Below are 23114 nucleotides of genomic sequence, written 5' to 3' on the forward strand. Positions count from 1 at the left end.
GCCTCCCGTCCGGCCCCGCTGTCAGTGCCCGGTCTCGCCGTCCAGTCGCCCGCCGGACTCCGTGAGGTAGCAGTTGGCGCAGAGGGACTCGTACTCGACGTCGGCGCCGTCGATGGCGACCTGCGACCCGTCGAACACGAACTGCCCGTCGATCTTCCGCGCGTTGAAGACGGCCTTCCGTCCGCAGCGGCAGATCGTCTTCAGCTCCTCGAGGGAGTGCGCGACCTCGAGCAGACGTCGGCTGCCCGGGAACGCCTCAGTGCGGAAGTCGGTGCGGATGCCGTACGCCAGGACCGGGATCTGGTCGAGGACGGCGATGCGCAGCAGGTCGTCGACCTGACGCGGGGTGAGGAACTGCGCCTCGTCGACGAGCACGCAGCTGACCGGTCGGACCATGCCGTCCAGGCGCGCCGACTCCGGGTCGGTCGCACCGGCATCGGCGACGGCAGCCCGGACGTCGGCGTCCGCCGGCAGGACGACGTCGACGGTCCGCGTCACACCGAGCCGTGAGACGATCTCGCGGTCACCCTTCGTGTCGACCGCGGGCTTCGCGAGCAGGACGCGCTGGCCGCGCTCCTCGTAGTTGTAGGCGGCCTGCAGGAGTCCGGTGCTCTTGCCGCTGTTCATCGCGCCGAAACGGAAGTAGAGCTTCGCCACTACGCGAGGAAGCCGTCCTCCGCCGCACGACGGATCAGGTCGGACTTCTTGGACGCCGGACGACCGACCTTCGCGTACTTCTCCCGGACGCGGCGCAGGTAGGTCTTCGCGGTCTCGTACTGCACGTTCATCTGCGCGGCGACCTCGTTCGTGGAGTACCCGGAGACGTAGAGGCGGAGTGCTTCCTCTTCGCCGTGGCTGAGCTTCGGCCGCTGGTGAGCGCTCGCCCCGGTCGGCAGCGGCCGCCATTCGCGCTGTGCGGGAGTCTCACGGGCGACACCCATGACCTCGCGCGCGATGTCCATGACCTCGCGCATCGGCAGCGACTTCGACAGGAAGGCAGCTGCACCGGCGGCCAGGGACCGGTCGCGGGACTCGCGGGCGTCGACGCTCGAGAGCACGATGACCTTCGCGCCGGCGGCACGGCAGGTGCGGACGCGGGCCTCGATCGAGACGGGCTCCTTCAGCTGGAAGTCGAGGAACACCAGGTCGGTCGGGAAGCTGTCGCTGTGCACCATCTCGAGCCAGGTGTGCGCGGTGAGGGCCAGGTCGAAGTCGAAGGCGTTCACCGCGATCCAGCTGGAGAGGCTGTCGAGCAGGACCTCGTGGTCGTCGAGGATGGCCAGACGCACCCGGCGCGCACCCGGGGTCGGCAACGACGGACCGCCCTCCACGAGCCGGTTCGGGTCAGTGCTGGTCATACGAGAACCTTAATGTCAGTGACGATGGCCGGACGGCGACGTCGGTGTCGGGGAACGTCACGCGGAGGACGGCGAAGTAGGGGTCGAAGGTCCGGTGGATGCCGACGTCCGAGTCGGCGACCGCGACGTCGAACGTCATCGCCACCCGCGGTCTCGTCGTCGCCCTCAGCGCGGGGCCGTCCGCGCCCAGACCGGGAGCGAGACCGCCGACGGGAGCGACGGTGACGCGCACGCCGGCCGGGTCCACCGTGGCGGCATGGAGCAGGGCCCGCACGAACGTGCGGACGACGGTCCGCTGGTCAGCGTCCATCGCGGCAGCCAGCCCGTCGGGGTCGTGGACGGTCGCCGCGGCGTCCCCGGAAACCCGTACCGCGTACTCGAGCCAGGTACGGTCCGCTTCCGCGACCATCACCTGGCGGATGCCGTCGGCGATCGCACGGGCCCGTTCCCGGTCGGCGTCGGAGATCGACGCACGCGTCCGGAGTTCGGCGAAGAACGGCGCGACGTCGCGCGCCAGGATCGTGGACCGGTCCTGCTGCACGCTCGCGGTGATGCCGTCACGTTCCGCCCGCTCGACGGAGTAGGAACCGGCGCGGATCTGCACGCGTTCGGCCAACCCGGCGAAGGTCCGCGCGAACACGGCCGACGCGGCGGTCAGGACGAGGGTCGGCGCTGCGGCGAGGAACGCACCCACGCTGACCGGCACGCCCGCCGGGTACACGGCCGCGACCGTGCCGGCGGTCGCCGCGTCGACCGCCGCCAGCACGGCCCCACCGACCACGAGATCGGTCCACGGTCGGTACGGCGCGACCGCGACGATACCGATCGCGGAGAGCAGCACCATGAAGTCGTTGACCAGGGAGCGGTCCGGCCCCCACTGCGCCGCCGCACTTGTCACGGTCGCGGCGGAGAGCAGGGCGACGTGTGCGACGAACGCCCAGCGGGTGAACGGCGCACGGAACGGGCTGGAGGCACTGATCACCACGACCGCGGAGGCGGCCAGCAGCAGGACCGTCAGGGCGCTGACGGTCGGGGCGCCGACGACGTCACGGTCGAACAGCGACACCAGCGTCGCCCAGAGCACCCCGCCGGCGCCGATCACGACCGCGAGGGGCCGCGACCCCATCGCACCGAGCGGGTCGTACTGCTGCGCGGTCCGGCTCCCGCCGGTGCGTCCGTCGACCTTCCGGCCGCCGCTCACGATGCACGCTCCACGTCGTCGTCCCCGGCGAGGTGCAGGATCGTCGCCGAACCGACCGGCGCAGCGTACGGCACGCTCATCATGACGCTCGTGCCGGACCCGGGCGACGACCACACCTGGACGTCACCGCCGACGCGCCCGATGCGTTCACGGACGGAGTTGCGGAGCCCCATCCGGTCCGCCCCGGTCGCCTGCTCGTCGAACCCGCGGCCGTCGTCGACGACCATCACCGTGCAGGCGACACCGTCGTCGAAGACGCTGACCTCGGCGGCGTCGGTGCCGGCGTGCTTCAGCACGTTCGCCAGACACTGTCCGACGGCACGGACGACCGCGGTCATCGCGTGCGCGTCCAACCGTCCGACCGACGTGGGGTCGCCCGTCACGGTGATCTGGAGGCCCGAGGCCCGCTGCTCGTCGAGCATGCGCTCGAACGCCGCCACTCCGTCCGACGTCGCGTCGGCCGGACCGGCACCGTCCGCCGCGGTGGTGTCGCCCGCCAGCCAGGCCCGCCCGGTGAGCATCGCGACGTCGGACTCCATCGTGCGGGCGAGGTGTTCGTCCATCGGACCGGCGGGAGCGAGGGCGATGGCGTTGAGGTGGTTGAGGACGGTGTCGTGCAGGATCGCGGCGGCCTCGGCTTCGATGCCGGCTCGGTACGCGGTGACGTGCTCTTCGCGCGCCGATCGCAGCAGTTCGGGTTGGACGCGCTCCGAGCGCGCGGTCGACCGGCTGACGGCGCCGACGAGCGCGATCACGAAACCGAGCGTGACCCAGGCGAGGACGAGGGGGTGGTCCGGCCCACCGGACTGCACGGCCGCGATCGCGGTGACGACTCGTCCGACGACGAACCCGGAGACCGACCAGAGGACGACCCGGAGGGTCCCGCTCCCGGCGCCGCCGATGAGGACGAGCGGGACCACGACCAGGGACAGCAGGTACGAGCTCACCCAGGGCACGTCGGTGAGTTCGCGTTGCACGACGGTTGCGAACCACCACGCGCAGATCCCGCCGACGACGAGGAACGCCGCACCGGAGCGCCAGGTGCCGACGTGGGTGTGCAAGCCGATCATCACGAGCATCGGCACGACGGCCAGGACCGCACCGAGGACGTGGTCGTCCGGGGCGTCGAGTCGGTAGAGCAGCAGCAGGAGCGCCGCGGCCGCGAGGGACCCGATGGCTGCCGCGTGGAAGGCGCGCACGGTCGACCACGCGTTCACCCGAGGGGCGAGATGCGTGGGGATGCCGAGCACCGGGCTGTCCTTCCGTGCTGTCGATGGGTCACGGAGCACCCGACCAGCGAGTGCTCTCCGCATCGGACGACCGTTGGGGAGGCCGTTCAGCTGCGGGGGCGCCACTTCCGATCCAACCACGATGCACGAGGTGGTGTACCCCGATCAGATCCTCAGGCGGCAGACCGGACCATGGTAGCGGCGACCACCGACCCTCCGCTGTCCCCCGGACACGGGATCCTGGACCGGCAGCGACTCAGAACAACCGTGTCGCGCCCGGAACGGAGGGCTCCGGCCGGAGCGGGATCGACGGCGGTGACGACACCACGACCGGACGCTGCCCGTTCGTCGGCCGGTACTCGGCCCGGTGGGCGTACCCGGGGTCCGCGCGCTTCAGCGGCGACTGGTCGGACGTGCGCGGGACGGCGTCGTCCGAGAAGCCCATCGAGCCCGTCGCGGGGTCGACCTGTCCGAGCGACAGCCCGTGCTCGCGGAGGATCGGTCGAACTCGCTCCGCCAACCAGCGCCGGTAGTCCTTCGGCGCGTACGTGTTGTCGAGGTACATCGCCCGGTACCGGCCGACCAGGTCCGGATGCGTGCGGCCGAGCCACTCGTACCACCACGGCTTGATGCCCGGCTTGAGGTGCAGCGCCGAGTACATCAGGCTCGTGGCACCGGATGCCGCCGCGCGCCCGACGGCGTCCTGCAGGTGAACCCGGGTGTCCGTGATGTACGGCAGGACCGGCATGAGGAAGACCGAGCAGTCGAGCCCGGCGTCACGGACGGCGCGGACGGTCGCCAGTCGTGCCGAGGTCGTGGGGGTGCCCGGCTCGACCGACTGCTGCAGGTCGTCGTCGTACACCGCGATGGACATGGCGATGTCGACGGGCACCGACTTCGCCGCCTCGACGAGGAGCGGGATGTCCCGGCGGAGCAGACTGCCCTTCGTGAGGATGCTGAACGGCGTCCCCGAGTCCGCGAGCGCCCGGATGATGCCGGGCATGAGTCGGTACCGGCCCTCCGCGCGCTGGTACGGGTCGGTGTTCGTCCCGAGTGCGACCGGGTGCCGGTCCCAGCTCGGCTTCGCCAGCTCGCGCGTCAGGACGTCCGCCACGTTCGTCTTGACGACGATCTGCTGGTCGAAGTCCGCGCCGCCGTCGAACTCCAGGTAGGTGTGGGTCGGACGGGCGAAGCAGTACACGCACGCGTGACTGCACCCCCGGTAGGGGTTGATGGTCATCCCCCAGGTGCCACCGTCCGCTCCGCCGACCTTGTTCAACGCGGACTTGGCCAGGACCTCGTGGAAGGTCACTCCGGCGAACTCCGGCGTCGTCACACTGCGGACGAATCCGCTGTTCGATTCGAGCCCGGGGAGCATGTCGCTCCGCTCGGCCGTGATCGCCTGTCCGTCCCACCGCATGCCTCCATTCGAACACACGTTCGAACGCGGCGCAACACCGCGGAGGTCAGCGGTGCAGGCCGAGGACCGCCGCCGTGCGGTCGAGCGTGGCGGCAGCGAGCGCCGCGTCGTCACCCAGGTCCTGCCCGTAGGTCGGGACCATCTCGTGCACCGCGCCCTGCCAGCCGTCCCATCGGTCCGGGAAGCACTTGCGGAGCAGGCTCAGCATGATCGGCACGGCCGTCGAGGCACCCGGCGAGGCCCCGAGCAACCCGGCGATCGATCCGTCCGCCGACGTGATCACCTCGGTCCCGAACTGCAGGACGCCACCCTTGTCCTCGTCAGGCTTGATGACCTGCACGCGCTGCCCGGCCGTGATCCGGTGCCAGTGCTCCGGCTCGGCAGCGGGCATGAAGTCGCGGAGCGCGTCGAACTTCGTCTGCTTCGAGGCGAGGAGTTGCCCGATCAGGTACTTGACCAGGTCGAAGTTCGAGAACGCCACCGCGAGCATCGGCAGCAGGTTGTGCGGGCGGATCGAGGTGAACAGGTCGAGGACCGAGCCCTGCTTGAGGAACTTCGGGCTGAAGCCCGCGTACGGGCCGAACATCAGCGAGGCGCTGCCGTCGACGATGCGGGTGTCCAGGTGCGGCACGGACATCGGCGGAGCGCCGACGCTCGCCTTGCCGTACACCTTCGCCGAGTGCTTCTGCACGACTTCCGGGTCGTCGGTGCGCAGGAACTCACCGGACACCGGGAACCCGCCGTACCCGCGGATCTCCGGGATGCCGGACTTCTGCAGGAGTTGCAGGGCCCCGCCGCCGGCCCCGACGAAGACGAAGTCCGCGGCGATGCGCTGCTTGGTGCGACCGACCTCGTTGCGGACGTCGAGCACCCACCCGTCGGACACCTTCGAGCGGACGATCTTCGTGACGCGGTGGGACGGCTCGAACTCGAGCCCGGCGATCTCGAGCTGGTCGAAGAGCTGCCGGGTGAGCGAACCGAAGTCGACGTCGGAACCGGCTGCGGAGTACGTCGCCGCGATCGGCTGGTCCTTCTTGCGGCCGGGGATGAGCGCCGGCGCCCACTTGCGGATCTGCTCAGCGTCCTCGCTGTACTCGAGGCCGGCGAACAGCGGGTGGTCCTTCATCGCCTCGTAGCGAGCGCGCATGTAGGCGACGTTGTCCGCACCCCAGACGAACGAGATGTGCGGCGTCGGGTTGATGAAGCTCTTCGGGTCGGGCAGCGTGCCGTCCTCGACCAGGTGCGACCAGAACTGGCGCGACACCTGGAACTGCTCGTTCACCGTCACGGCCTTCGCGATCTCGACGCGACCGTCGGGCAGCTCCGGCGTGTAGTTCAGTTCACAGAGCGCGGAGTGGCCCGTCCCGGCGTTGTTCCACGGGTTCGACGATTCCTGGGCGGCCGAGCCGAGGCGCTCGTAGACGCGGATCTTCCAGTCCGGCTCGAGTCGGTGGATGATCGCGGCGAGCGTGGCGCTCATGATCCCTCCCCCGACGAGGACGACATCGATCGGGTCCACCTGCTTCACTGCCACCCGTCGAGCCTACCTCCGACCGCTGACGACGGGCCCGCCGTGCCCGAAGACGGACGGGAGGCCCGTCACCAGCTGGTGACGGGCCTCCCGTCCGGCGGACGTGCCGCCGTCAGTGCGGTTCCGCGATGCGTCAGGCGCGGACTGCGCGCCGTGCGACGACGACCTCGGCGATCTGCACGGCGTTCAGCGCCGCACCCTTCCGCAGGTTGTCGTTGCTGACGAAGAGGACGAGGCCGTGGCCGGCCGGAGCGGACTGGTCGGCGCGGATGCGACCGACGAACGTCGGGTCCTGCCCGGCCGCCTGCAGCGGGGTCGGGACGTCGGACAGCTCGACGCCCGGGGCCGCCGCGAGCAGCTCGGTGGCGCGCTCGGGCGAGAGCGGACGGTCGAACTCCGCGTGCACCGAGATCGAGTGACCGGTGAAGACGGGCACACGGACGCAGGTGCCCGCGACGAGCAGGTCCGGGAGGGCGAGGATCTTGCGGCTCTCGTTGCGGAGCTTCTGCTCCTCGTCGGTCTCGCCCGAGCCGTCCTCGACGATGCTGCCCGCGAGCGGGATGACGTCGAAGGCGATCGGACGGACGTACTTGACCGGCTCCGGGAACGTCACGGCCGACCCGTCGTGGGTGAGCGCCGCGGTGTCCTGCTCGAGCGCGGCGCGGGCCTGACCGAGGAGTTCCTCGACCCCAGCGAGCCCGCTGCCGGAGACCGCCTGGTAGGTGGTCGCGACCAGGCGGCGCAGTCCGGACTCGGTGTCGAGCGCCTTGAGGACCGGCATGATCGCCATCGTCGTGCAGTTCGGGTTCGCGATGATGCCCTTCTCGGCGGCGTCGATCGCATCCGGGTTCACCTCGCTGACCACGAGCGGGACCTGCGGGTCGAGTCGCCAGGCGCTCGAGTTGTCGATGACGAGCGCGCCGGCGGCGGCGAACCGGGGCGCCAGCGAGCGGGAAGCGGTCGCACCGGCAGAGAACAGCGCGATGTCGATGCCGGACGGGTCAGCGGTCTCGGAGTCCTCGACCACGATCTGCTGACCGCGGAACGGCAGGCTCGTCCCCGCGGAACGGGCACTCGCGAAGAAGCGGACGGTGTCCGCCGGGAAGTCGCGCTCCTCGAGCAGACGGCGCATCACGGCGCCGACCTGGCCGGTGGCGCCGACGACGGCGACGGTCAGCTGGGTGTCGGTCATGGTGCTCCTGCTCGGGTTCAGCGGCCGGTGCCGGCGTAGACGACGGCTTCGTTGTCGGCGTCCAGGCCGAATGCTTCGTGCACGACCCGCATCGCCTCGTTGAGGGTGTCTGCGCGGGTGACGACCGAGATCCGGATCTCCGACGTCGAGATCATCTCGATGTTGATCGACGCGTCGTGCAGCGCGCGGAACAGCTGGGCCGAGACACCGGCGTTCGTCCGCATGCCGGCACCGACCAGGGCGAGCTTGCCGATCTGGTCGTCGTACTGGATGCCCTCGTAGCCGATGTCGGACTTCGAGACCTCGAGCGCCGTCAGGACGCTCTGGCCCTGGTCCTTCGGCAGCGTGAACGAGATGTCGGTCCGGCCGGTCGAGGCCGCCGAGACGTTCTGCACGATCATGTCGATGTTCGCGCCGGCACGCGCCACGATCGTGAAGATCTCGGCCGCCTTCCCGGGCTGGTCGGGCACACCGACGACGGTGATCTTGCCCTCGGAGAGGTCGCCGGCGATGCCGGTGATGATCGGTTCTTCCACGGTTTCCCCCTCGGCAGGGTTGTAGACGATGGTGCCCTCGGCGTTGCTGAACGAGGAACGGACGTGCAGGGTGACACCGTGCCGACGGGCGTACTCGACGGCACGGATGTAGAGGACCTTCGCACCGGACGCTGCGAGCTCGAGCATCTCCTCGGTGGTGACCCGGTCGATCTTGCGGGCCTTCGGCACGATGCGGGGGTCGGCGGTGAAGATGCCGTCGACGTCCGTGTAGATCTCGCAGACGTCGGCGTCGAGCGCTGCCGCGAGGGCGACGGCGGTCGTGTCGGAGCCACCGCGGCCGAGGGTGGTGATCTCCCCCGTGGTGCGGTTGAAGCCCTGGAAGCCGGCGACGATCGCGACGTGGCCGGCGTCGAGCGCCTCGCGGACGCGCTTCGGGGTGACGTCGACGATCCGGGCCTTGCCGTGCTGGGCGTCGGTCAGCATGCCCGCCTGGCTGCCCGTGTACGACGAGGCTTCGACGCCGAGGCTCTTGATCGCCATCGCGAGGAGGGCCATCGAGATCCGCTCGCCCGCGGTGAGGAGCATGTCGAGTTCGCGGCCCGCCGGGATCGGCGTGACCTCGTGCGCCAGGTCGACGAGTTCGTCGGTCGTGTCGCCCATCGCGGACACCGCCACGACGACGTCGTTGCCGGCCTTCTTCGTCTCGACGATGCGCTTCGCGACGCGCTTGATGCTCTCGGCATCCGCGACGGACGAACCACCGAACTTCTGCACGATCAAGGCCACGGGCACGCACTCCTGGGGACGGTTCACCGCGACGTCACGCGGCTCGACAATCGTAGACGGTGTTCCACGGATGTTGCGTCCGAGCGGGTCGCGACGCAACGATCCCGCGTGGACGAGCGCGTCGCCCCGTCCCCGGACGGCCCGGCTGCGGTCCGCTCAGCCGCCGACGACCCGTCGGCCTTCGAAGGCCCGGCCGAGCGTGACCTCGTCGGCGTACTCCAGGTCGCCGCCGACCGGCAGGCCCGACGCCAGACGGGTCGTGCGGATGCCCATCGGCACGAGCAAGCGGCTGAGGTAGGTCGCGGTCGCTTCACCCTCCAGGTTCGGGTCCGTGGCGATGATGACCTCGTCCACCGTGCCGTCGGCGAGCCGCACCATGAGTTGCTGGATCCGGAGGTCGTCCGGTCCGATGCCGTCGATCGGGCTGATCGCGCCGCCGAGCACGTGGTACAGCCCGCGGAACTCGCGGGTCCGCTCGATGGCGGCGACGTCCTTCGCCTCCTCGACCACGCAGATCGTCGCCGGGGAGCGACGGGGGTCACGGCAGATGCTGCACTGCACGTTCTCGGTGACGTTGCCGCAGATCTCGCAGAAGCGGACCCGCTCCTTGACGTCCGCCAGGAGCTCGGACAGCCGGCTCGGGTCGAACGACTCCGTCTGGAGGATGTGGAACGCGATCCGCTGCGCCGACTTCGGACCGATGCCGGGCAGGCGTCCGAACTCGTCGATGAGGTCCTGCACGATGCCGTCGTACATCAGATCGTCCCCTCGGTCAGTGACGTCTCCTCGATGAACTGGGCGCCGAGGATCTCACGCACCACCGCCTCGCCGTAGCGCCCGGGGACCGGAGCACGGCGGGCGCCGGACTGCCCAGGTGCCTGCTGCGTCTGCTCCTGCTGCGCCTGCTGCGCCTGCTGCGCCTGGCGAGGCTGCTGCGCCGGTGCCTGCTGCGCCGGGGCGCTCAGCTTCGGAGCGCTCTGCTGCGGGGTCGTCGGCTGCGACGGGGCGCGGGTCGCCGGTGCGGACCGGCCGTGACCCGGGTCCGGGAACGGAGCGCCGTCGTCGAACGGCTCGTCGTCCAGCGGGTAGTCGTCCACCGGGATGCCGTCGGCCGGCCCGGGAGGCGCGGTGGACGGAGCCGTCGTCGCTGCAGCCCGATCGCGGCCACCGGATGTCGCCCCGGTCGTCGGCTGGGACGGCTCGGGCGGCGAGGTGGTCCCGGCAGGCGCGGTGGACGCGGTAGGCGAAGTGGACGCGGCAGGCGAAGTGGACGCGGCAGGCCCGACCGGTTCGGCCGGCGCGACCGTGGCGTCCGACGGCACGACGCCGAAGGGGGCGCCCCAGGCGGGGACGACGTCCTCGGGCACGGCACCGGTGGTCGGGTCCGAGGCCGGGATCGTCGCAACAGCCCACTCGGTCACCGGGCCGGAGTCCTGGGCCGCAGGCTGCTCTGCTGCCGGTCGCTCGGCCGCCGGTCGCTCTGCTGCCGGTCGCTCGGCCGCCGGTCGCTCTGCCGCCGGTCGCTCGGCTGCCGGTCGCTCCGGGGCCTGTCGCTCGGACGCGGATCGCTCGGCCGCCGCCTGCGACGGAGCAGCCGTCGGCGGCGCGGTCCGCTCGGACGACGGACCGTCCGATGCGGACGGCTGCGACGAAGGCGCGCGGACAGAGCGCGGCCGCGCCGTTGCGTCGGACACCGTCCTCGTCTGCTCCGCTGCCTCCTGCGGCGTCGGAGCCTGCGGCCGGTCCTGCTCCGGCTGCTCGACCTGCTGCTGGGTCGAGGCGCTCCCCGTCGACGGCGCCGGTGGAGCTGCCTGCTGAACGGGTGCCTGCTGCGGGTTTTGCTGCTGCGGGGCTTGCTGCGTCGGGGCTTGCTGCGTCGGGGCTTGCTGCGTCGGGCGGGCACCGGCGGCGCCCGGCCCACGCGCCACGAACTTCACCCGGAAGCCGAGCAGGTCCGTGATCGCACTCCGGAGGTGTTCGCTGACGCTGGTGTCCGGCCCGCTCATCTCCTTGAACGAGGCGACGTCCTGTTGGCTCGGGAACGTCAGGGTCAGGACGTCGTCCTTGAGCGCGGTGACCTGCGCCGTCGCGACGACCGCCCACGCCGACCGCTTGGCGCGCTGGACGTGCTCGACGATCTGCGGCCAGGTGTCCCGCATCTGCTGCAGGCCGACCGGGGTGACGGAGCGGACCGCGGGCTCGGCGCCGATGACGGTGCCGACGCCCGTGGAGGACGGCGAGGCCTGCCCCTCCGGCTCGGCGCCGGCAGCGGGCTCGGCGCCCGCAGCGGGCCCAGCCGGCGCTGCGGGCTCGGTCCGGGCTGCGGAGGCGTTCGACGGGACAGCTGCTGCCCAGGAAGCTGCGGCGTCCCGCGCGGCTTCGCCGGGACCCTCGTCGGTGTGCGCGACCGGGGTCTCGGGAGCAGCAGACGCCGTGGAGGCAGCGGGCGCGGCAGTCGGTGCGGTGCCGACCGGGGCGGCACTCGACGGAGCCGTCCGGACAGGCGGCGCAGCGGTCGGCACAGGGGCCGGTGCAGCGTCCGACCGAGCAGCGGACGGCGCAGCCGTCGGCAGCGTCTCCGGCGGCGCCTGGTGTCCCCCGGCATCGCCGACACCGACGCGCCGCTCGAGCCGCTCGACGCGGGCGAGGGCACCGCGCTGGGTGTCGTCCGCCTCGGGCACGAGCATGCGGGCGACCATGAGTTCGAGGTGCAGACGTGGCGAGGTCGCGCCGGTCATCTCGGTCAGGGCACGGTTCGCGATGTCCGCACCACGGGACAGCGCGGTGGCACCGAACACGCCGGCCTGCCGTGACATCGTGTCGAGCTCTTCGGGCGAGACACCGCGCAGCACTGCTCCGGCGCTCTCGTTCGTGGCGGCGACGACGATCAGGTCGCGCAGTCGTTCGAGCAGGTCCTCGACGAAGCGCCGCGGGTCTTGCCCGGTCTGCACCACACGGTCGATCGCCGAGAACGCCGACGCCGGGTCGGCCACGGCGAGCGCGTCGACCACGTCGTCCAGCAGGGCGGCGTCGGTGTACCCGAGCAGGGCGACGGCTCGCTCGTACGCGATCGCGCCGTCCTCGCTGCCGGCCATCAGCTGGTCGAGCAGCGAGAGGGTGTCGCGCACGGAGCCGCCACCGGCCCGGACCACGAGCGGCAGCACGCCCGGCGCCACCGAGACGGACTCCTGCGCGCAGAGCTGCTCGATGTACTCGAGCATCGTGGCCGGCGGGACCAGGCGGAAGGGGTAGTGGTGGGTCCGTGACCGGATGGTGCCGATGACCTTCTCGGGCTCGGTGGTCGCGAAGATGAACTTGACGTGCTCCGGCGGCTCTTCGACGAGCTTGAGCAGGGCGTTGAAGCCCTGCGGCGTGACCATGTGGGCCTCGTCGAGGATGAAGATCTTGTAGCGGTCGCGCGCGGGGGCGAAGACCGCGCGGTCGCGGAGGTCACGCGCATCGTCGACGCCGTTGTGGCTGGCGGCGTCGATCTCGATCACGTCGAGGGATCCGCTGCCACCGCGGGCGAGTTCGACACAGCTGGGGCAGACACCGCACGGGGTGTCGGTCGGGCCCTCGGCGCAGTTCAGGCAGCGCGCGAGGATCCGGGCGGAGGTCGTCTTGCCGCAGCCGCGCGGTCCGCTGAACAGGTACGCGTGGTTGACGCGGTTGGTCCGGAGTGCGGTGCGGAGCGGGTCCGTCACCTGCGACTGCCCGATCAGCTCGGCGAAGTTCTCGGGCCGGTAACGGCGATACAGGGCGGTGACCACGCGACCAGGGTAGTCGGGACCGCCGACACCTCGACACCGCTCTCCACAGCCCGACGAGCCGACATGGGGAGCGCCGACGCTCGCGCCTCCCAGAAACGAAGAAGACCCCTCACGCACGCAACCCACACAGCCCCGGTTGCCCTGCGCTCATCTCCCCCGGAAACGAAAGAAGACCCCTCACGCACCCGCCAGAGCCCGGTTACCCTTGCTGCGTTTCCGCCCTGGGGGAGTTGGCCTGGATGGCGTCACGTGAGGAGCCGCTGAACACTCTACCGGACGGAAGGAGCAGCATCGAACCCATGAAGATCGCCATCGCAGGGGGACACGGCCAGATCGCCCTGATCCTCGAACGCCTCATCACCGACGCCGGTCACGACGCCATCGGCATCGTCCGGAACCCCGCGCACGTCTCCGACGTCGAGCAGACGGGTGCGCAAGCGCTCGTCGCCGATCTGGAGCAGCTCAGTGAAGAGGAGCTGGCGCTCCGGCTCCGCGGGGTGGACGCAGTGGTGTTCGCCGCGGGTGCCGGGCCGAACAGCGGCGCCGAGCGGAAGCTCTCGGTGGACCGCGACGCCGCCGTGCTGCTCGCCGAGGCCGCGGTCCGGCTGGACATCGATCGCTACGTGATGATCTCGGCGATGGGTGCCGACGCCTACGATCCCGAACGCGCGAAGCTGCCCGCGCAGAACGAGGACGACGTGTTCCAGGTCTACCTGCGGGCGAAGGCCGAGGCGGACGCGAACGTCCGGATGCGCCGGTTCCGGTGGACGATCGTCCGGCCGGGCGGCCTCCTCGACACGCCGCCGCAGGGCACGGTGACGGTCGGCAGCACGGTCCCCCGTGGGTCGGTCCCCCGCGCGGACGTGGCGGCCGTGGTCCTGCACGCGCTGCTGGACGACTCGGCCGTGGGTCGACAGTTCGAGGTCACCAGCGGCGACACGCCGATCCCGGCAGCGCTGCACGCGCTCAGCTGACCGACGGGCCGCCCTGTCGGGCCTGGCCGCTGACGGACGGGAGGCCCACCACCGGACCGGTGGCGGGCCTCCCGTCCGTCAGGGCGTCACCCTGGACGCGACGCTGGTCAGAGCGCGACGGCTGCCGACTGCCGTGCGATCTCGAGCTCCTCGTCCGTCGGGATCACGAGGACCGCGACGCGGGAGGCGTCCGTCGAGATGCGACGGGCTTCCTTCGAGTGCAGCTCGTTGCGGTCCGGGTCGATCTCGATGCCCAGGTGCTCGAGCCCGGCGAGCACGCGACGGCGGAGCAGCGCGTTGTTCTCCCCCACGCCCGCCGTGAACACGACGGCGTCGAGCCCGCCGAGCTGCGCGGTGTACGCGCCCACGTAGCGGCGGATCCGGTGGCGGTACACGGCGAGCGCCGCCTCTGCCGTCTCGTCACCCTTCGTGGCGGCGTCCTGCACGTCCCGCATGTCGCCGCTGCCGGTGAGGCCGAGCAGGCCGGACTGCTTGTTGAGCATGGTGTCGAGGTCCTCGAAGGACAGGCCGGCCTCGCGGTGCAGGTGGATGAGGACGGCCGGGTCGAGGTCGCCGGAGCGGGTGCCCATCACGAGCCCCTCGAGCGGCGTGAGCCCCATCGACGTCTCGATCGACCTCCCGCCGTCGACGGCTGCGGCGGACGCGCCGTTGCCGAGGTGCAGGACGATCGTCTTCAGCTCGGACAGCGGACGGTCGAGGAAGACCGCGGCCTGCTCGGACACGTACTTGTGGCTCGTGCCGTGCATGCCGTACCGGCGGATCTGGTACCGCTCGGCCAGGTCGGCGGGGATCGCGTACGTGTACGCGTGCGGCGGCATCGTCTGGTGGAAGGCAGTGTCGAAGACGGCGACGTGCGGGACGTCCGAGAACACCTGCTTCGCGGCCCGGATGCCCTCGAGGTTGGCCGGGTTGTGCAGCGGGGCCAGGCTGGACAGGTCGTCGATCTGCTGCTCGACCTCGTCGGTGACGACCGTGGCGGCGTCGAAGCGGGTGCCGCCGTGCACGACGCGGTGTCCGACGACCGCCGGGGGGTGCTCGTCGAAGGACGGCCCGACCTTGCCGAACGCGTCGATCATCGCCTGGAAACCCGCGGCGTGGTCCGGGACCTCGGCGCTGTCGTTCGACGACGTCTCCCCCGTCAGCGCGTTCGTGTGCTTCCAGGACCCCTTGGACTCGCCGATCCGTTCGACGAGCCCGGACGCGAGGGTGCTCTCGTCGTCGAGTTCGATGAGCTGGTACTTGAACGAGCTCGAGCCGGAGTTGACGACGAGTGCTGCACTCACGAGGGGTCGCTTTCTGTTCGGGCGGTCGGGGCGGCAGCGGTCGGCGCTGCGGCGGTCGGCGCTGCCGTGCCCGCCTGGATCGCGGTGATGGCGACGGTGTTCACGATGTCGCTGACCAGGGCACCGCGGGACAGGTCGTTGATCGGCTTGCGCAGCCCCTGCAGGACCGGCCCGATCGCGACCGCACCCGCCGATCGCTGCACGGCCTTGTACGTGTTGTTGCCGGTGTTGAGGTCGGGGAAAATGAACACGGTCGCCTGCCCGGCCACCGGGGACCCCGGCATCTTCGTGCTCGCGACCGTCGGGTCGGCGGCGGCGTCGTACTGGATCGGCCCCTCGACGGGCAGGTCCGGCCGGCGCTCGCGGACGAACGCGGTGCCGGCGCGGACCTTCTCGACGTCCGCACCCGAGCCGCTGTCGCCGGTCGAGTAACTGAGCATCGCGACCCGCGGTTCGATGCCGAACTGCGTCGCGGTCTCGGCGGACGAGATCGCGATGTCGGCGAGCTGCTCACTGGTGGGGTCCGGGATCACGGCGCAGTCGCCGTAGACCAGGACCCGGTCGGCCAGTGCCATCAAGAACACGCTCGACACGATGGAGGTGTCCGGCCGCGTCTTGATGATCTCGAACGACGGCCGGATGGTGTGCGCGGTGGTGTGCTTCGCCCCGGACACCATGCCGTCGGCCAGGCCGAGCTGCACCATGAGCGTGCCGAAGTACGACACGTCGGTCACGGTGTCGCGGGCGAGCTCGACGCTCATGCCCTTGTGGGCACGGAGGGCCGTGTACTCCTGCGCGAAGCGCTCCCGGAGGTCGGGGTCGAACGGGGAGAGCAGCTGCGCCGCGTCGAGGTCGAGCCCGAGCTCGGTCGCCCGTGCCCGGATGGCGGCCGGGTCCCCGAGGATCGTCAGGTCGCACACCTGCCGCTGCAGCAGCGTGGCGGCTGCCCGGAGGATGCGGTCGTCGTCACCTTCGGGCAGGACGATGTGCTTCCGGTGCTCACGCGCCCGGTCGATCAGGCCGTGCTCGAACATCAGCGGCGTCACCACTCCGGACGGCGTCAGCTGGAGTCGGGCGAGCAGCGCCTCGGCGTCCACGTTCCGTTCGAACAGTGCCAGCGCCAGCTCGGCCTTCCGTGGCGAGTCCGCGGCGAGGCGGCCGCGCGTCTGGGTGATGCGGAGCGCCGTGTCGTACGTGCCGAGGTCGCTCTGCGCGATCGGCAGGGAACTCGACAGCCCCTCGAGCAGGCGGGAGATCTGCGGCGCCGTCTCGAAACCGCCGTTGAGGATGACACCGGCGATGCTCGGGAACGTCTCCGACTCGTTGGCGAGCAGCGTGGCGATGAGGACGTCGTTGCGGTCGCCGGGGACGACGACGATGCCGCCCTCGATGAGGCGCGGCAGGACGTTCTCCATGCTCATGCCGGCGACCACGGTGCCCAGGGCCTCCCGGTCCAACAGCGCGTCGTCACCGCGGACCAGGGTGGCCCCGGTCGCCGCGAGGAGTGCTCGGACGGTCGGGGCGACGAGGACCGCGTCCTCCGGGATCGCCCAGACCGGGGCGTCGGGGTGGTGGTCGTGCACCGCTGCGGTGACGCTCGCGACGATCGGGCCGAGCGCATCCGGGTCGGCTCGGTTCACCACGACACCGAGGAGCTGGGCGTGCTCGGCGCGGAGTTCGCTCGTGGTGACGTCGGCGACCTGGGCCATGTCGTCCGCGGTGCGGGGCGCGCGCTCGGCCGAGTCACGGCCGCCGAGCACCAGGAGCACCGGGGCCCCGAGGTTCGCGGCGACCTTCGCGTTGAAGGACAGCTCGGTCGGGCTGCCGACGTCGGTGTAGTCCGAGCCGAGGACGACGACAGCGTCGCAGCGTCGCTCGACCTGGCCGAAGCGCGTGATGATGGTCGCCAGGGCCGCGTCCGGGTCGGCGTGCACGTCGTCGTAGGTCACCCCGACGGCGTCGTCGTACGGGATCTCGACGGCGGTGTGCTGGAGCAGGAGCTCGAGGACGTAGTCGGGTTCGGCGACGGACCGCGCGACCGGTCGGAAGACGCCGACGCGTCCGACGGTGCGGGCGAGCGTCTCGAGCACCCCGAGGGCGACGGTGCTCTTCCCGGTGTGTCCTTCTGCTGACGTGATGTAGATGCGGGTCGACACCCTCCCCAGGGTAGACCTCGCGTCGACTCGGACCTCCGGGGCGCCCGTGAGCGGCGGCGCTCGCGGCGGGTGGTCGGACGGGCGGTCGGACGAGTGGTCGGGCGCGTGGTCTCGACGGGCGGTCGGACGGGTGGTCGTGAGCACCCCCTCGGACCTGTACCATGGGGTGTCGTCACCGCGAGGTGGTGGCACGGAGGATTCGCCTAGTGGCCTATGGCGCACGCTTGGAAAGCGTGTTGGGTGCAAGCCCTCGGGGGTTCGAATCCCCCATCCTCCGCAGAGCGATACCGGAACCCCCGCAGCATCAGCTGTGGGGGTTCCGTCGTCCGGGCCGTGCCGTCGTCCGGCAGTGCCGTCGTCCGGGCCGTGTTGTCGTCCGGGCAGTGCCGTCGTCCGGGCCGCGGCACCGATCCGCTCGCGTCGTTGATCCGCTCGCGTCCGTCCGGCCGGGAGGCGCGCCCACCGCCGGTCCCCCAGGCGACGGACCGCCACGCACCCCGTCCGCTGGGCACCGTCCGCAAAGCGGCATCCGGCCTGTTCCGAGGGCCGCCTCTCCCCTATGCTGACCGGACCGAGCACGCCGGAGGGACCCGGTCGGCTCACCAGCATCGGACGGCACAGGCGCCGTCACGGGACCGGCGACCAGTCGTGCCCGGCGCGATCGTCGCTCGCGCAGTCGAGCCCCGGCATCCGGGGTCGGCCGCCGGGCGATCCGGCGCAGTTCGGGGACGAGGAGGCCTGCCGTGGGGGCAACGACGGCGCGAGCGACACCGCTCGGCACCAGCACCGCAGACGTGGTCATACGACCGCGCGCCGCGCTGGTGCGCTCGACGGCGCTGAGCATGGGGTTCTCGGCCGTCCCGATCGCCGTCGCCGTCGTCTGGGTGGCCGTGCCGAACGGTCCCTGGCTCGTCGTCAGCGCGGTGGTCGGCATCTTCACCGTCGCCGTCCTCACCGTGTTCCTGCGCCTCCGGTCGTCGTTCGTGGCCGTCGACCCGGAGCGGGTCGCGATCCGGGGCGTCCTCAGCCCGCGGCGCTCCTGGTTCCGCTCGCAGGTGCACGAGGTGGTGCTGGCCGCCACCCACGGACCCGCGGTCGACCGCACCAGCCGGGAACTCGTCGCCTTCGACGCGAACGGCGACACCCTCTTCCGGATGCGCGGTGAGGTCTGGGGCGACGACGGCATCGACCGCCTGGTCGACACCCTCGACGTCCGCACGACCCAGCTCGCCCGACCGATGTCGACGCGGGAGTTCACCCGGCGCTGGCCCGGCATCCGCGCCTGGTACGAGCAGCCCCGCGCGTACGTGTTCGTCGGGGGTGTGACCGCGCTCGCGGTCGGCGGTCTGCTGGTGGCCGAAGCCGTGGGCCTCGCGCGCCGCTGAACAGCACGGCGTCAGAAGAACCGGTGTCGGACGAACCGGTGTCGGACGAACCGGTGTCGGACGAACGGTTGTCGGAGACCGCACGCGGCGCGTCGGAGGCGGGCGGAGCCTCCCGTCCGGGCGAAGCACTGCCGTGAGCGCCCGCGTCTCCGCGCCACCCACCGCGGACCCGGCGGACGACCGGGTCAGTGCGTCAGCGCCGGCACGGTCCTCGGCCGCACCACGAACCACAGCACCAGGATCGCGACGGCCGCGGTGCACCCCATCACCAGCGCCATCGGCGTGGCGGTCGCGATGCCGAGCAGCCCCACGACCGGGGAGATGATGCCGGCCACGCCGAAGTTCAGGGCGCCGAGCAGCGAGGCGGCGGTCCCCGCCTCCTTCCCGTGGGACGCGAGACCGATCACCTGCACGAGCGGGAACGAGAACCCGCAGGCGGCGATGTAGAACCACAGCGGGATGAGGACGCCGATGAGCCCGGCCCCGAGCTGGTCCAGGACGACGATGGCCACGGCAGCCAGGAACAGCGTCGCCGTCGAGCAGGCCAGGATCCACTGCGGGCCGACCCGCTGCGCCAACCGCGACGAGATCTGCACGCCCAAGACGACGCCGACCGAGTTCACCGCGAACAGCAGCCCGTACTGCTGCGGATCGAGCCCGAACACCCCCTGGAACAGGAACGGGGACGCACTGAGGTACGAGAACAACCCGCTGAACACCATGGCGCCGATCAGGGCGACGCCGACGAAGATCCGGTCCGAGAAGAGCGCTCGGTACCGCTGCCCGATGGTGGAGTGCCCGGCCTCCTGGCGACGCTCCTTCGGCAGGGTCTCGACGATGAGCAGGATCGACGCGATCACGACGGCGGTGCCGTAGCAGGCGAGGAACACGAAGATGCCACGCCAGGAGACGAACCGCAGCATCTGCGACCCGATGAGCGGCGCCAGGATCGGGGCCAGACCGTTCACCATCGCCAGGCGCGAGAGCATCCGGACGAGCGGCTTGCCGCCGAACAGGTCGCGGACGGTCGCCATCGCGACGACACCGCCGGCCGCGGCCCCCATGCCCTGCAGGACGCGGAACACGGCGAGGACCTCGACGTTCGGCGCGAGGGCGGCGCAGATCGAGGCGGCGACGTGCACGCTGGTCGCGATGATGAGCGGCAGTCGGCGGCCGACCTTGTCACTCCAGGGCCCGACGAGCAGCTGCCCGATCGCGAAGCCGATGGTCGTCGCCGTCAGGGTGAGTTGGACGGCCCCCTCGGAGATGCCGAGGTCACGCTCGAGCGACGGGAACGCCGGCAGGTACAGGTCGATGGTGAACGGCCCGAGCGCGGTGAGCGCGCCGAGCACGAAGACGTAGACCAGGCGCTGGGCACGGGTCAGGGAATCGCCGGGATGCAGGATGGTCTTGTGGGAACCGGTGGTCGCGGGCGCGGACACGAGGGGATCCTCCGAGGGGGACGAGAGAGTGGGATCGGCCGCTCGAATCGATTCGGTCCGTTCCACCATGGTACGGGTTGGTGCGGAGGGCGGACAACCGTCGGCCGGACACTCCGCGCTCCTCGTACCGGCTCCGCGTGGTCCCACCGACACCGCCGGGAGGCCCGCCCTCCGTCCCGACGCCGGTGCGGCGGACGCGTGCTCGGGCCGGACGGTGCGGTACCGTCGGACTCCCGACCGCGCACCGTCGCGGGACAGATCGAGATGGGAGGAGCGTCATGGTCGACGCTCGGATCCTGCACACCACGGCCGCGCTCCGCGAAGCCGTCCTGCGCCTCGCCGCCGACCGTCCGGTCTCGCAGATCACGGTCGCCGACGTCACCCGCGCCGCCGGCATCAACCGCGCGACGTTCTACTCGCACGCCGTCTCCCCCGGCTCGTTGCTCGCCGACGTCCTGACCCCGGAACTCGACCGGATCCGCGCGGACGACGCCGCCGCCCGTCGGGCCGCCGTCGAGCACGGTGCCGGACCGGACGACCTCGCCGCCATCACCCGTCGCGGCATCGACGCCGTCGTCGACCACGTGACGGCACATCGCGACATCTACGCGCTCGCGCTCCCCGACCCCGCGGACGCCTCGCTGCACCGCCTGCTCGTCGACCACTTCACGGTGTCGAGCACGATGCACATCCGAGAGCTCGACCCGCGTGCGAAGCCGGAGATCATCGACGAGGTCGCCGCTGGCTTCGTGGCGCAGGGCTTCGTCGGCGCCATCGAAGCGTGGCTCGGCGGCCCGCGGCGGTCCCGGAAGGCGCTGGTCGAGACGATCACCCGGTCGTTCCCGGCCTGGTGGAGCTGACGACCCCTACTTCGTCGTCGGTTCCTCGCCGCGCTGCAGTGACGTCACCATGTCCACTGTCCGGCTGACCAGCTGCGCGTCCGAGTCGCCGCCGTCGACGCGGTAGTCCGAGGACAGTCCGTCGTTGCCGCCACCGGAGGACGGCAGCGCTCCGTCCAGCGCGACCACGACCACGCCCGCGTCGTGCGCGGTGCGGAGCTCGGTCCGGAGCGAGGACGGGTCCGCGGCGCGGACGAGCAGCGCCTTCGCCCCGGTCCGCACCAGGTCACGGACGGCCGAACGTTGGCGCGCCGCCTGGTCAGCTCCCGCGACGCGGACGTCCGGCCGGAACCCGGCCTCGGTCAGTTCCTCGCGGAAGCGGGTCGCGAGCGAGCGACCGTCCTCCGAGTCACCGGGCGTCGCCGCGTCGGCGGTCAGCACCACACCGATCACCGCGTTCTTCGCGAAACCGCCGTCGGAACTCGTCAGGTCGGTGCTCCGGACCGGGGTCGGTGCAGCAGTGGTCGTGCCCGTGCAGCCGGCGAGCACGACCGTCGTCGCCGCGAGTGCGGCGGTCAGGACGGCAGCGGCGGTGCGGCGCACGGTTCCTCCTCGTTCCGGGTCTGCCACGCTACCCGCCCGACCCCGGCGGCGGCGGGACCGCTCCGAGTCGTCGGACGGCGACGAGCCCCACGAGGGCGATCAGGGTCATCGCCACGAACACCAGCGTGAACGCGAGGGGCTCGTCCCGACCGCCGGCGCCCGTGAACAGCAGCCCGGCCACCGCGAGTCCGACGACACTCCCCGAGGCATCCGCGATCGTCAGGGCGGAACTCGCGAAACCGTCATCGCCCTCGCGCGAGAACCGGAGCGTGAGCATCGAGGTCCGCGGATAGGCGACGCCCATCCCCGCGCCGCCGACGAACCACCCGGCGACGAGCACCCATGTGGGCAGGTCGAACAGCGCCACCGCGAGCGCCGACAGCAGGCTGACCAGGACCAGCCCGAGACCGGCGCCGAATGCACGGGCGGCGGGCAGCCGGCCCTCGCCGAGACGGCCGTGCGCCCAACTCGCCGACGCCCAGCTCAGTGCCGCCACGGTGAGGGCGAGTCCGGCGGCCGAGGCGCTCAGCCCGTGCTGCGCCTGGAGCAGGAACGGGACGTACGCCTCGCTGCCGAAGAACCCGGCGGCCAGGACCCCGCGGAGCAGGACCACCGACGGCAGGCCGGGCCCACCGGTGAAGGTGCCCCTGGGCAGCAGCGGGCGGAGCGCCGACCAGGCGCCGACGAGCCCGACCAGCACCGCCGCGACCCGGACCGGGACGGGCAGGTCCGGGGCCAGGTTGAGCAGCAGCACCGCGGCAGCGGCGGCGACCGACCACCCGATGCGCCCGCGGTGCCGAGGAGGGCGGGCCTCCAGGACGGGTGGGTGCAGGCGCCGGAGCGTCGGGACCAGGCACGCGAACGCGACCACCGCGATGCCGAGGGCACCCGCGAAGACCCAGTGCCAGCCGAACGCGTCGGTGACGATGCCCGCGAGCGCCGGACCGATCAGTGCCGGCACGACCCACGCTGCCGCGAACCCGGCGAACACCGCCCCGTGCAGTTCCGCGGGGAAGACCCGCGCGACCAGCACGTAGAGGACGACGTCGATCGCGCCTGCACCGAAGCCCTCGACCAGACGTCCGGCGAGGAACACCGGCATCGTCGGGGCGAGCATCACGATCGCGGTGCCGAGCGCGAACAGCGCGGCGGACACCCATGCGACGACCCGGCCGCCGGCCCGGTCGGTCCAGTTGCCCGCCAGGACCATGCCCGGCACGCCGGCCGCGAGCGGTGCGGCGAAGCTCAGCGAGTACAGCGCCTCGCCGTCCAGGTCGGCGGCGATCACCGGCATGATCGTCGTCATCGCCAGGTTCTGGAACGCCGAGACCGCCACGATCGCGACCATGCCCACGGTGGCGACGAGGTGCCGGCGCTCGAAGAGGCTCGGCCGCGTCGCCGTCGTGGAGGTCACCCGTTCATCGTAG

18 protein-coding genes, 1 tRNA gene and 1 other RNA gene are annotated in these 23114 nt (G+C 71.6%); 4 read left to right on the forward strand and 16 right to left on the reverse strand.

Annotation, left to right across the window (positions count from 1 at the left end; all coding sequences use genetic code 11):
• Positions 1 to 21: 21 nt before the first annotated feature.
• The 11 genes from DEJ33_RS05900 to ffs form a co-directional block, all read right to left on the reverse strand.
• Complete coding sequence (locus tag DEJ33_RS05900) at positions 22 to 657, reverse strand: thymidine kinase (RefSeq protein ID WP_111078261.1); 636 nt, start codon at positions 655 to 657, stop codon at positions 22 to 24.
• On the reverse strand, positions 657 to 1358 hold the full coding sequence (locus DEJ33_RS05905) for a response regulator (RefSeq protein WP_258374615.1): 702 nt from the start codon (positions 1356 to 1358) through the stop codon (positions 657 to 659). Before DEJ33_RS05905 ends, DEJ33_RS05900 begins: the two co-directional genes overlap by 1 nt.
• Entirely contained in the window at positions 1345 to 2559 is a 1215-nt protein-coding gene (locus DEJ33_RS05910) for a hypothetical protein (RefSeq protein ID WP_111078262.1), read from the reverse strand. The genes DEJ33_RS05905 and DEJ33_RS05910 overlap by 14 nt, the downstream gene beginning before the upstream one ends.
• Positions 2556 to 3872: a sensor histidine kinase gene (locus DEJ33_RS05915; protein ID WP_146242538.1), complete on the reverse strand. Its 1317-nt coding sequence runs from the start codon at positions 3870 to 3872 to the stop codon at positions 2556 to 2558. The genes DEJ33_RS05910 and DEJ33_RS05915 overlap by 4 nt, the downstream gene beginning before the upstream one ends.
• A 172-nt stretch (positions 3873 to 4044) precedes the next feature.
• Complete coding sequence (locus tag DEJ33_RS05920; protein WP_111078264.1) at positions 4045 to 5208, reverse strand: Rv2578c family radical SAM protein; 1164 nt, start codon at positions 5206 to 5208, stop codon at positions 4045 to 4047.
• Between the two features lie 46 nt (positions 5209 to 5254).
• Positions 5255 to 6742, reverse strand: a complete 1488-nt coding sequence (locus DEJ33_RS05925) for a malate:quinone oxidoreductase (protein ID WP_111078265.1) — start codon at positions 6740 to 6742, stop codon at positions 5255 to 5257.
• Between the two features lie 130 nt (positions 6743 to 6872).
• Complete coding sequence (locus DEJ33_RS05930; RefSeq protein WP_111078266.1) at positions 6873 to 7931, reverse strand: aspartate-semialdehyde dehydrogenase; 1059 nt, start codon at positions 7929 to 7931, stop codon at positions 6873 to 6875.
• A gap of 17 nt (positions 7932 to 7948) precedes the next feature.
• The gene (locus tag DEJ33_RS05935; RefSeq protein ID WP_111078267.1) at positions 7949 to 9214 is read right to left on the reverse strand and encodes an aspartate kinase; all 1266 of its coding nucleotides are present in this window, start codon (positions 9212 to 9214) and stop codon (positions 7949 to 7951) included.
• A gap of 156 nt (positions 9215 to 9370) precedes the next feature.
• A complete protein-coding gene (gene recR / locus DEJ33_RS05940; protein ID WP_110902665.1) occupies positions 9371 to 9970 on the reverse strand; it encodes a recombination mediator RecR in 600 nt (199 codons plus the stop codon).
• Positions 9970 to 12984 carry a DNA polymerase III subunit gamma and tau gene (locus DEJ33_RS05945; protein ID WP_258374617.1) on the reverse strand — a complete coding sequence of 1005 codons (3015 nt, stop codon included), beginning with the start codon at positions 12982 to 12984 and terminating at the stop codon, positions 9970 to 9972. The genes recR and DEJ33_RS05945 overlap by 1 nt, the downstream gene beginning before the upstream one ends.
• 165 nt (positions 12985 to 13149) lie before the next feature.
• Positions 13150 to 13246, reverse strand: an RNA gene (ffs, locus tag DEJ33_RS05950) — signal recognition particle sRNA small type.
• Positions 13247 to 13283: 37 nt separating this feature from the next.
• Here ffs and DEJ33_RS05955 point away from each other — a divergent pair.
• Positions 13284 to 13958, forward strand: coding sequence for an SDR family oxidoreductase (locus tag DEJ33_RS05955; protein ID WP_111078268.1), 675 nt, complete (start codon positions 13284 to 13286; stop codon positions 13956 to 13958).
• A 107-nt stretch (positions 13959 to 14065) separates the two neighbouring features.
• Here DEJ33_RS05955 and DEJ33_RS05960 read toward each other — a convergent pair whose 3' ends face one another.
• Together DEJ33_RS05960 and pta are read right to left on the reverse strand one after the other, a co-directional pair.
• Complete coding sequence (locus tag DEJ33_RS05960; protein WP_111078269.1) at positions 14066 to 15262, reverse strand: acetate/propionate family kinase; 1197 nt, start codon at positions 15260 to 15262, stop codon at positions 14066 to 14068.
• Positions 15259 to 17418: a phosphate acetyltransferase gene (pta, locus tag DEJ33_RS05965; RefSeq protein ID WP_111078270.1), complete on the reverse strand. Its 2160-nt coding sequence runs from the start codon at positions 17416 to 17418 to the stop codon at positions 15259 to 15261. The genes DEJ33_RS05960 and pta overlap by 4 nt, the downstream gene beginning before the upstream one ends.
• Positions 17419 to 17610: 192 nt before the next feature.
• Here pta and DEJ33_RS05970 point away from each other — a divergent pair.
• Together DEJ33_RS05970 and DEJ33_RS05975 are read left to right on the forward strand one after the other, a co-directional pair.
• Positions 17611 to 17695 (forward strand) — tRNA-Ser (locus tag DEJ33_RS05970).
• 466 nt (positions 17696 to 18161) lie between these two features.
• On the forward strand, positions 18162 to 18803 hold the full coding sequence (locus DEJ33_RS05975; protein WP_146242539.1) for a hypothetical protein: 642 nt from the start codon (positions 18162 to 18164) through the stop codon (positions 18801 to 18803).
• Between the two features lie 185 nt (positions 18804 to 18988).
• Here the strand turns inward: DEJ33_RS05975 and DEJ33_RS05980 are convergent, their stop codons facing one another.
• Entirely contained in the window at positions 18989 to 20245 is a 1257-nt protein-coding gene (locus tag DEJ33_RS05980) for a multidrug effflux MFS transporter (protein WP_258374619.1), read from the reverse strand.
• Positions 20246 to 20523: 278 nt separating this feature from the next.
• On the opposite strand from DEJ33_RS05980, the gene DEJ33_RS05985 reads away from it, so the two are divergent.
• Positions 20524 to 21105, forward strand: a complete 582-nt coding sequence (locus DEJ33_RS05985; protein WP_111078273.1) for a TetR/AcrR family transcriptional regulator — start codon at positions 20524 to 20526, stop codon at positions 21103 to 21105.
• A gap of 6 nt (positions 21106 to 21111) precedes the next feature.
• Here the strand turns inward: DEJ33_RS05985 and DEJ33_RS05990 are convergent, their stop codons facing one another.
• Together DEJ33_RS05990 and DEJ33_RS05995 are read right to left on the reverse strand one after the other, a co-directional pair.
• A complete protein-coding gene (locus tag DEJ33_RS05990; protein WP_181436567.1) occupies positions 21112 to 21687 on the reverse strand; it encodes a substrate-binding domain-containing protein in 576 nt (191 codons plus the stop codon).
• A 28-nt stretch (positions 21688 to 21715) separates the two neighbouring features.
• A complete protein-coding gene (locus DEJ33_RS05995) occupies positions 21716 to 23101 on the reverse strand; it encodes an MFS transporter (RefSeq protein WP_111194472.1) in 1386 nt (461 codons plus the stop codon).
• Positions 23102 to 23114 lie beyond the last annotated feature (13 nt).

Origin of the sequence: Curtobacterium sp. MCPF17_047 (assembly GCF_003234045.1) — a bacterium.
Classification (GTDB): domain Bacteria; phylum Actinomycetota; class Actinomycetes; order Actinomycetales; family Microbacteriaceae; genus Curtobacterium.

Bases quoted from the DNA above. Each gene is read 5' to 3' on its own strand.
- recR (WP_110902665.1), bottom strand. From the start codon at position 9,970: ATGTACGACGGCATCGTGCAGGACCTCATCGACGAGTTCGGACGCCTG.
- DEJ33_RS05985 (WP_111078273.1), top strand. From the start codon at position 20,524: ATGGTCGACGCTCGGATCCTGCACACCACGGCCGCGCTCCGCGAAGCC.
- DEJ33_RS05955 (WP_111078268.1), top strand. From the start codon at position 13,284: ATGAAGATCGCCATCGCAGGGGGACACGGCCAGATCGCCCTGATCCTC.
- DEJ33_RS05915 (WP_146242538.1), bottom strand. From the start codon at position 3,872: ATGCGGAGAGCACTCGCTGGTCGGGTGCTCCGTGACCCATCGACAGCA.
- DEJ33_RS05920 (WP_111078264.1), bottom strand. From the start codon at position 5,208: ATGCGGTGGGACGGACAGGCGATCACGGCCGAGCGGAGCGACATGCTC.
- DEJ33_RS05930 (WP_111078266.1), bottom strand. From the start codon at position 7,931: ATGACCGACACCCAGCTGACCGTCGCCGTCGTCGGCGCCACCGGCCAG.
- DEJ33_RS05905 (WP_258374615.1), bottom strand. From the start codon at position 1,358: ATGACCAGCACTGACCCGAACCGGCTCGTGGAGGGCGGTCCGTCGTTG.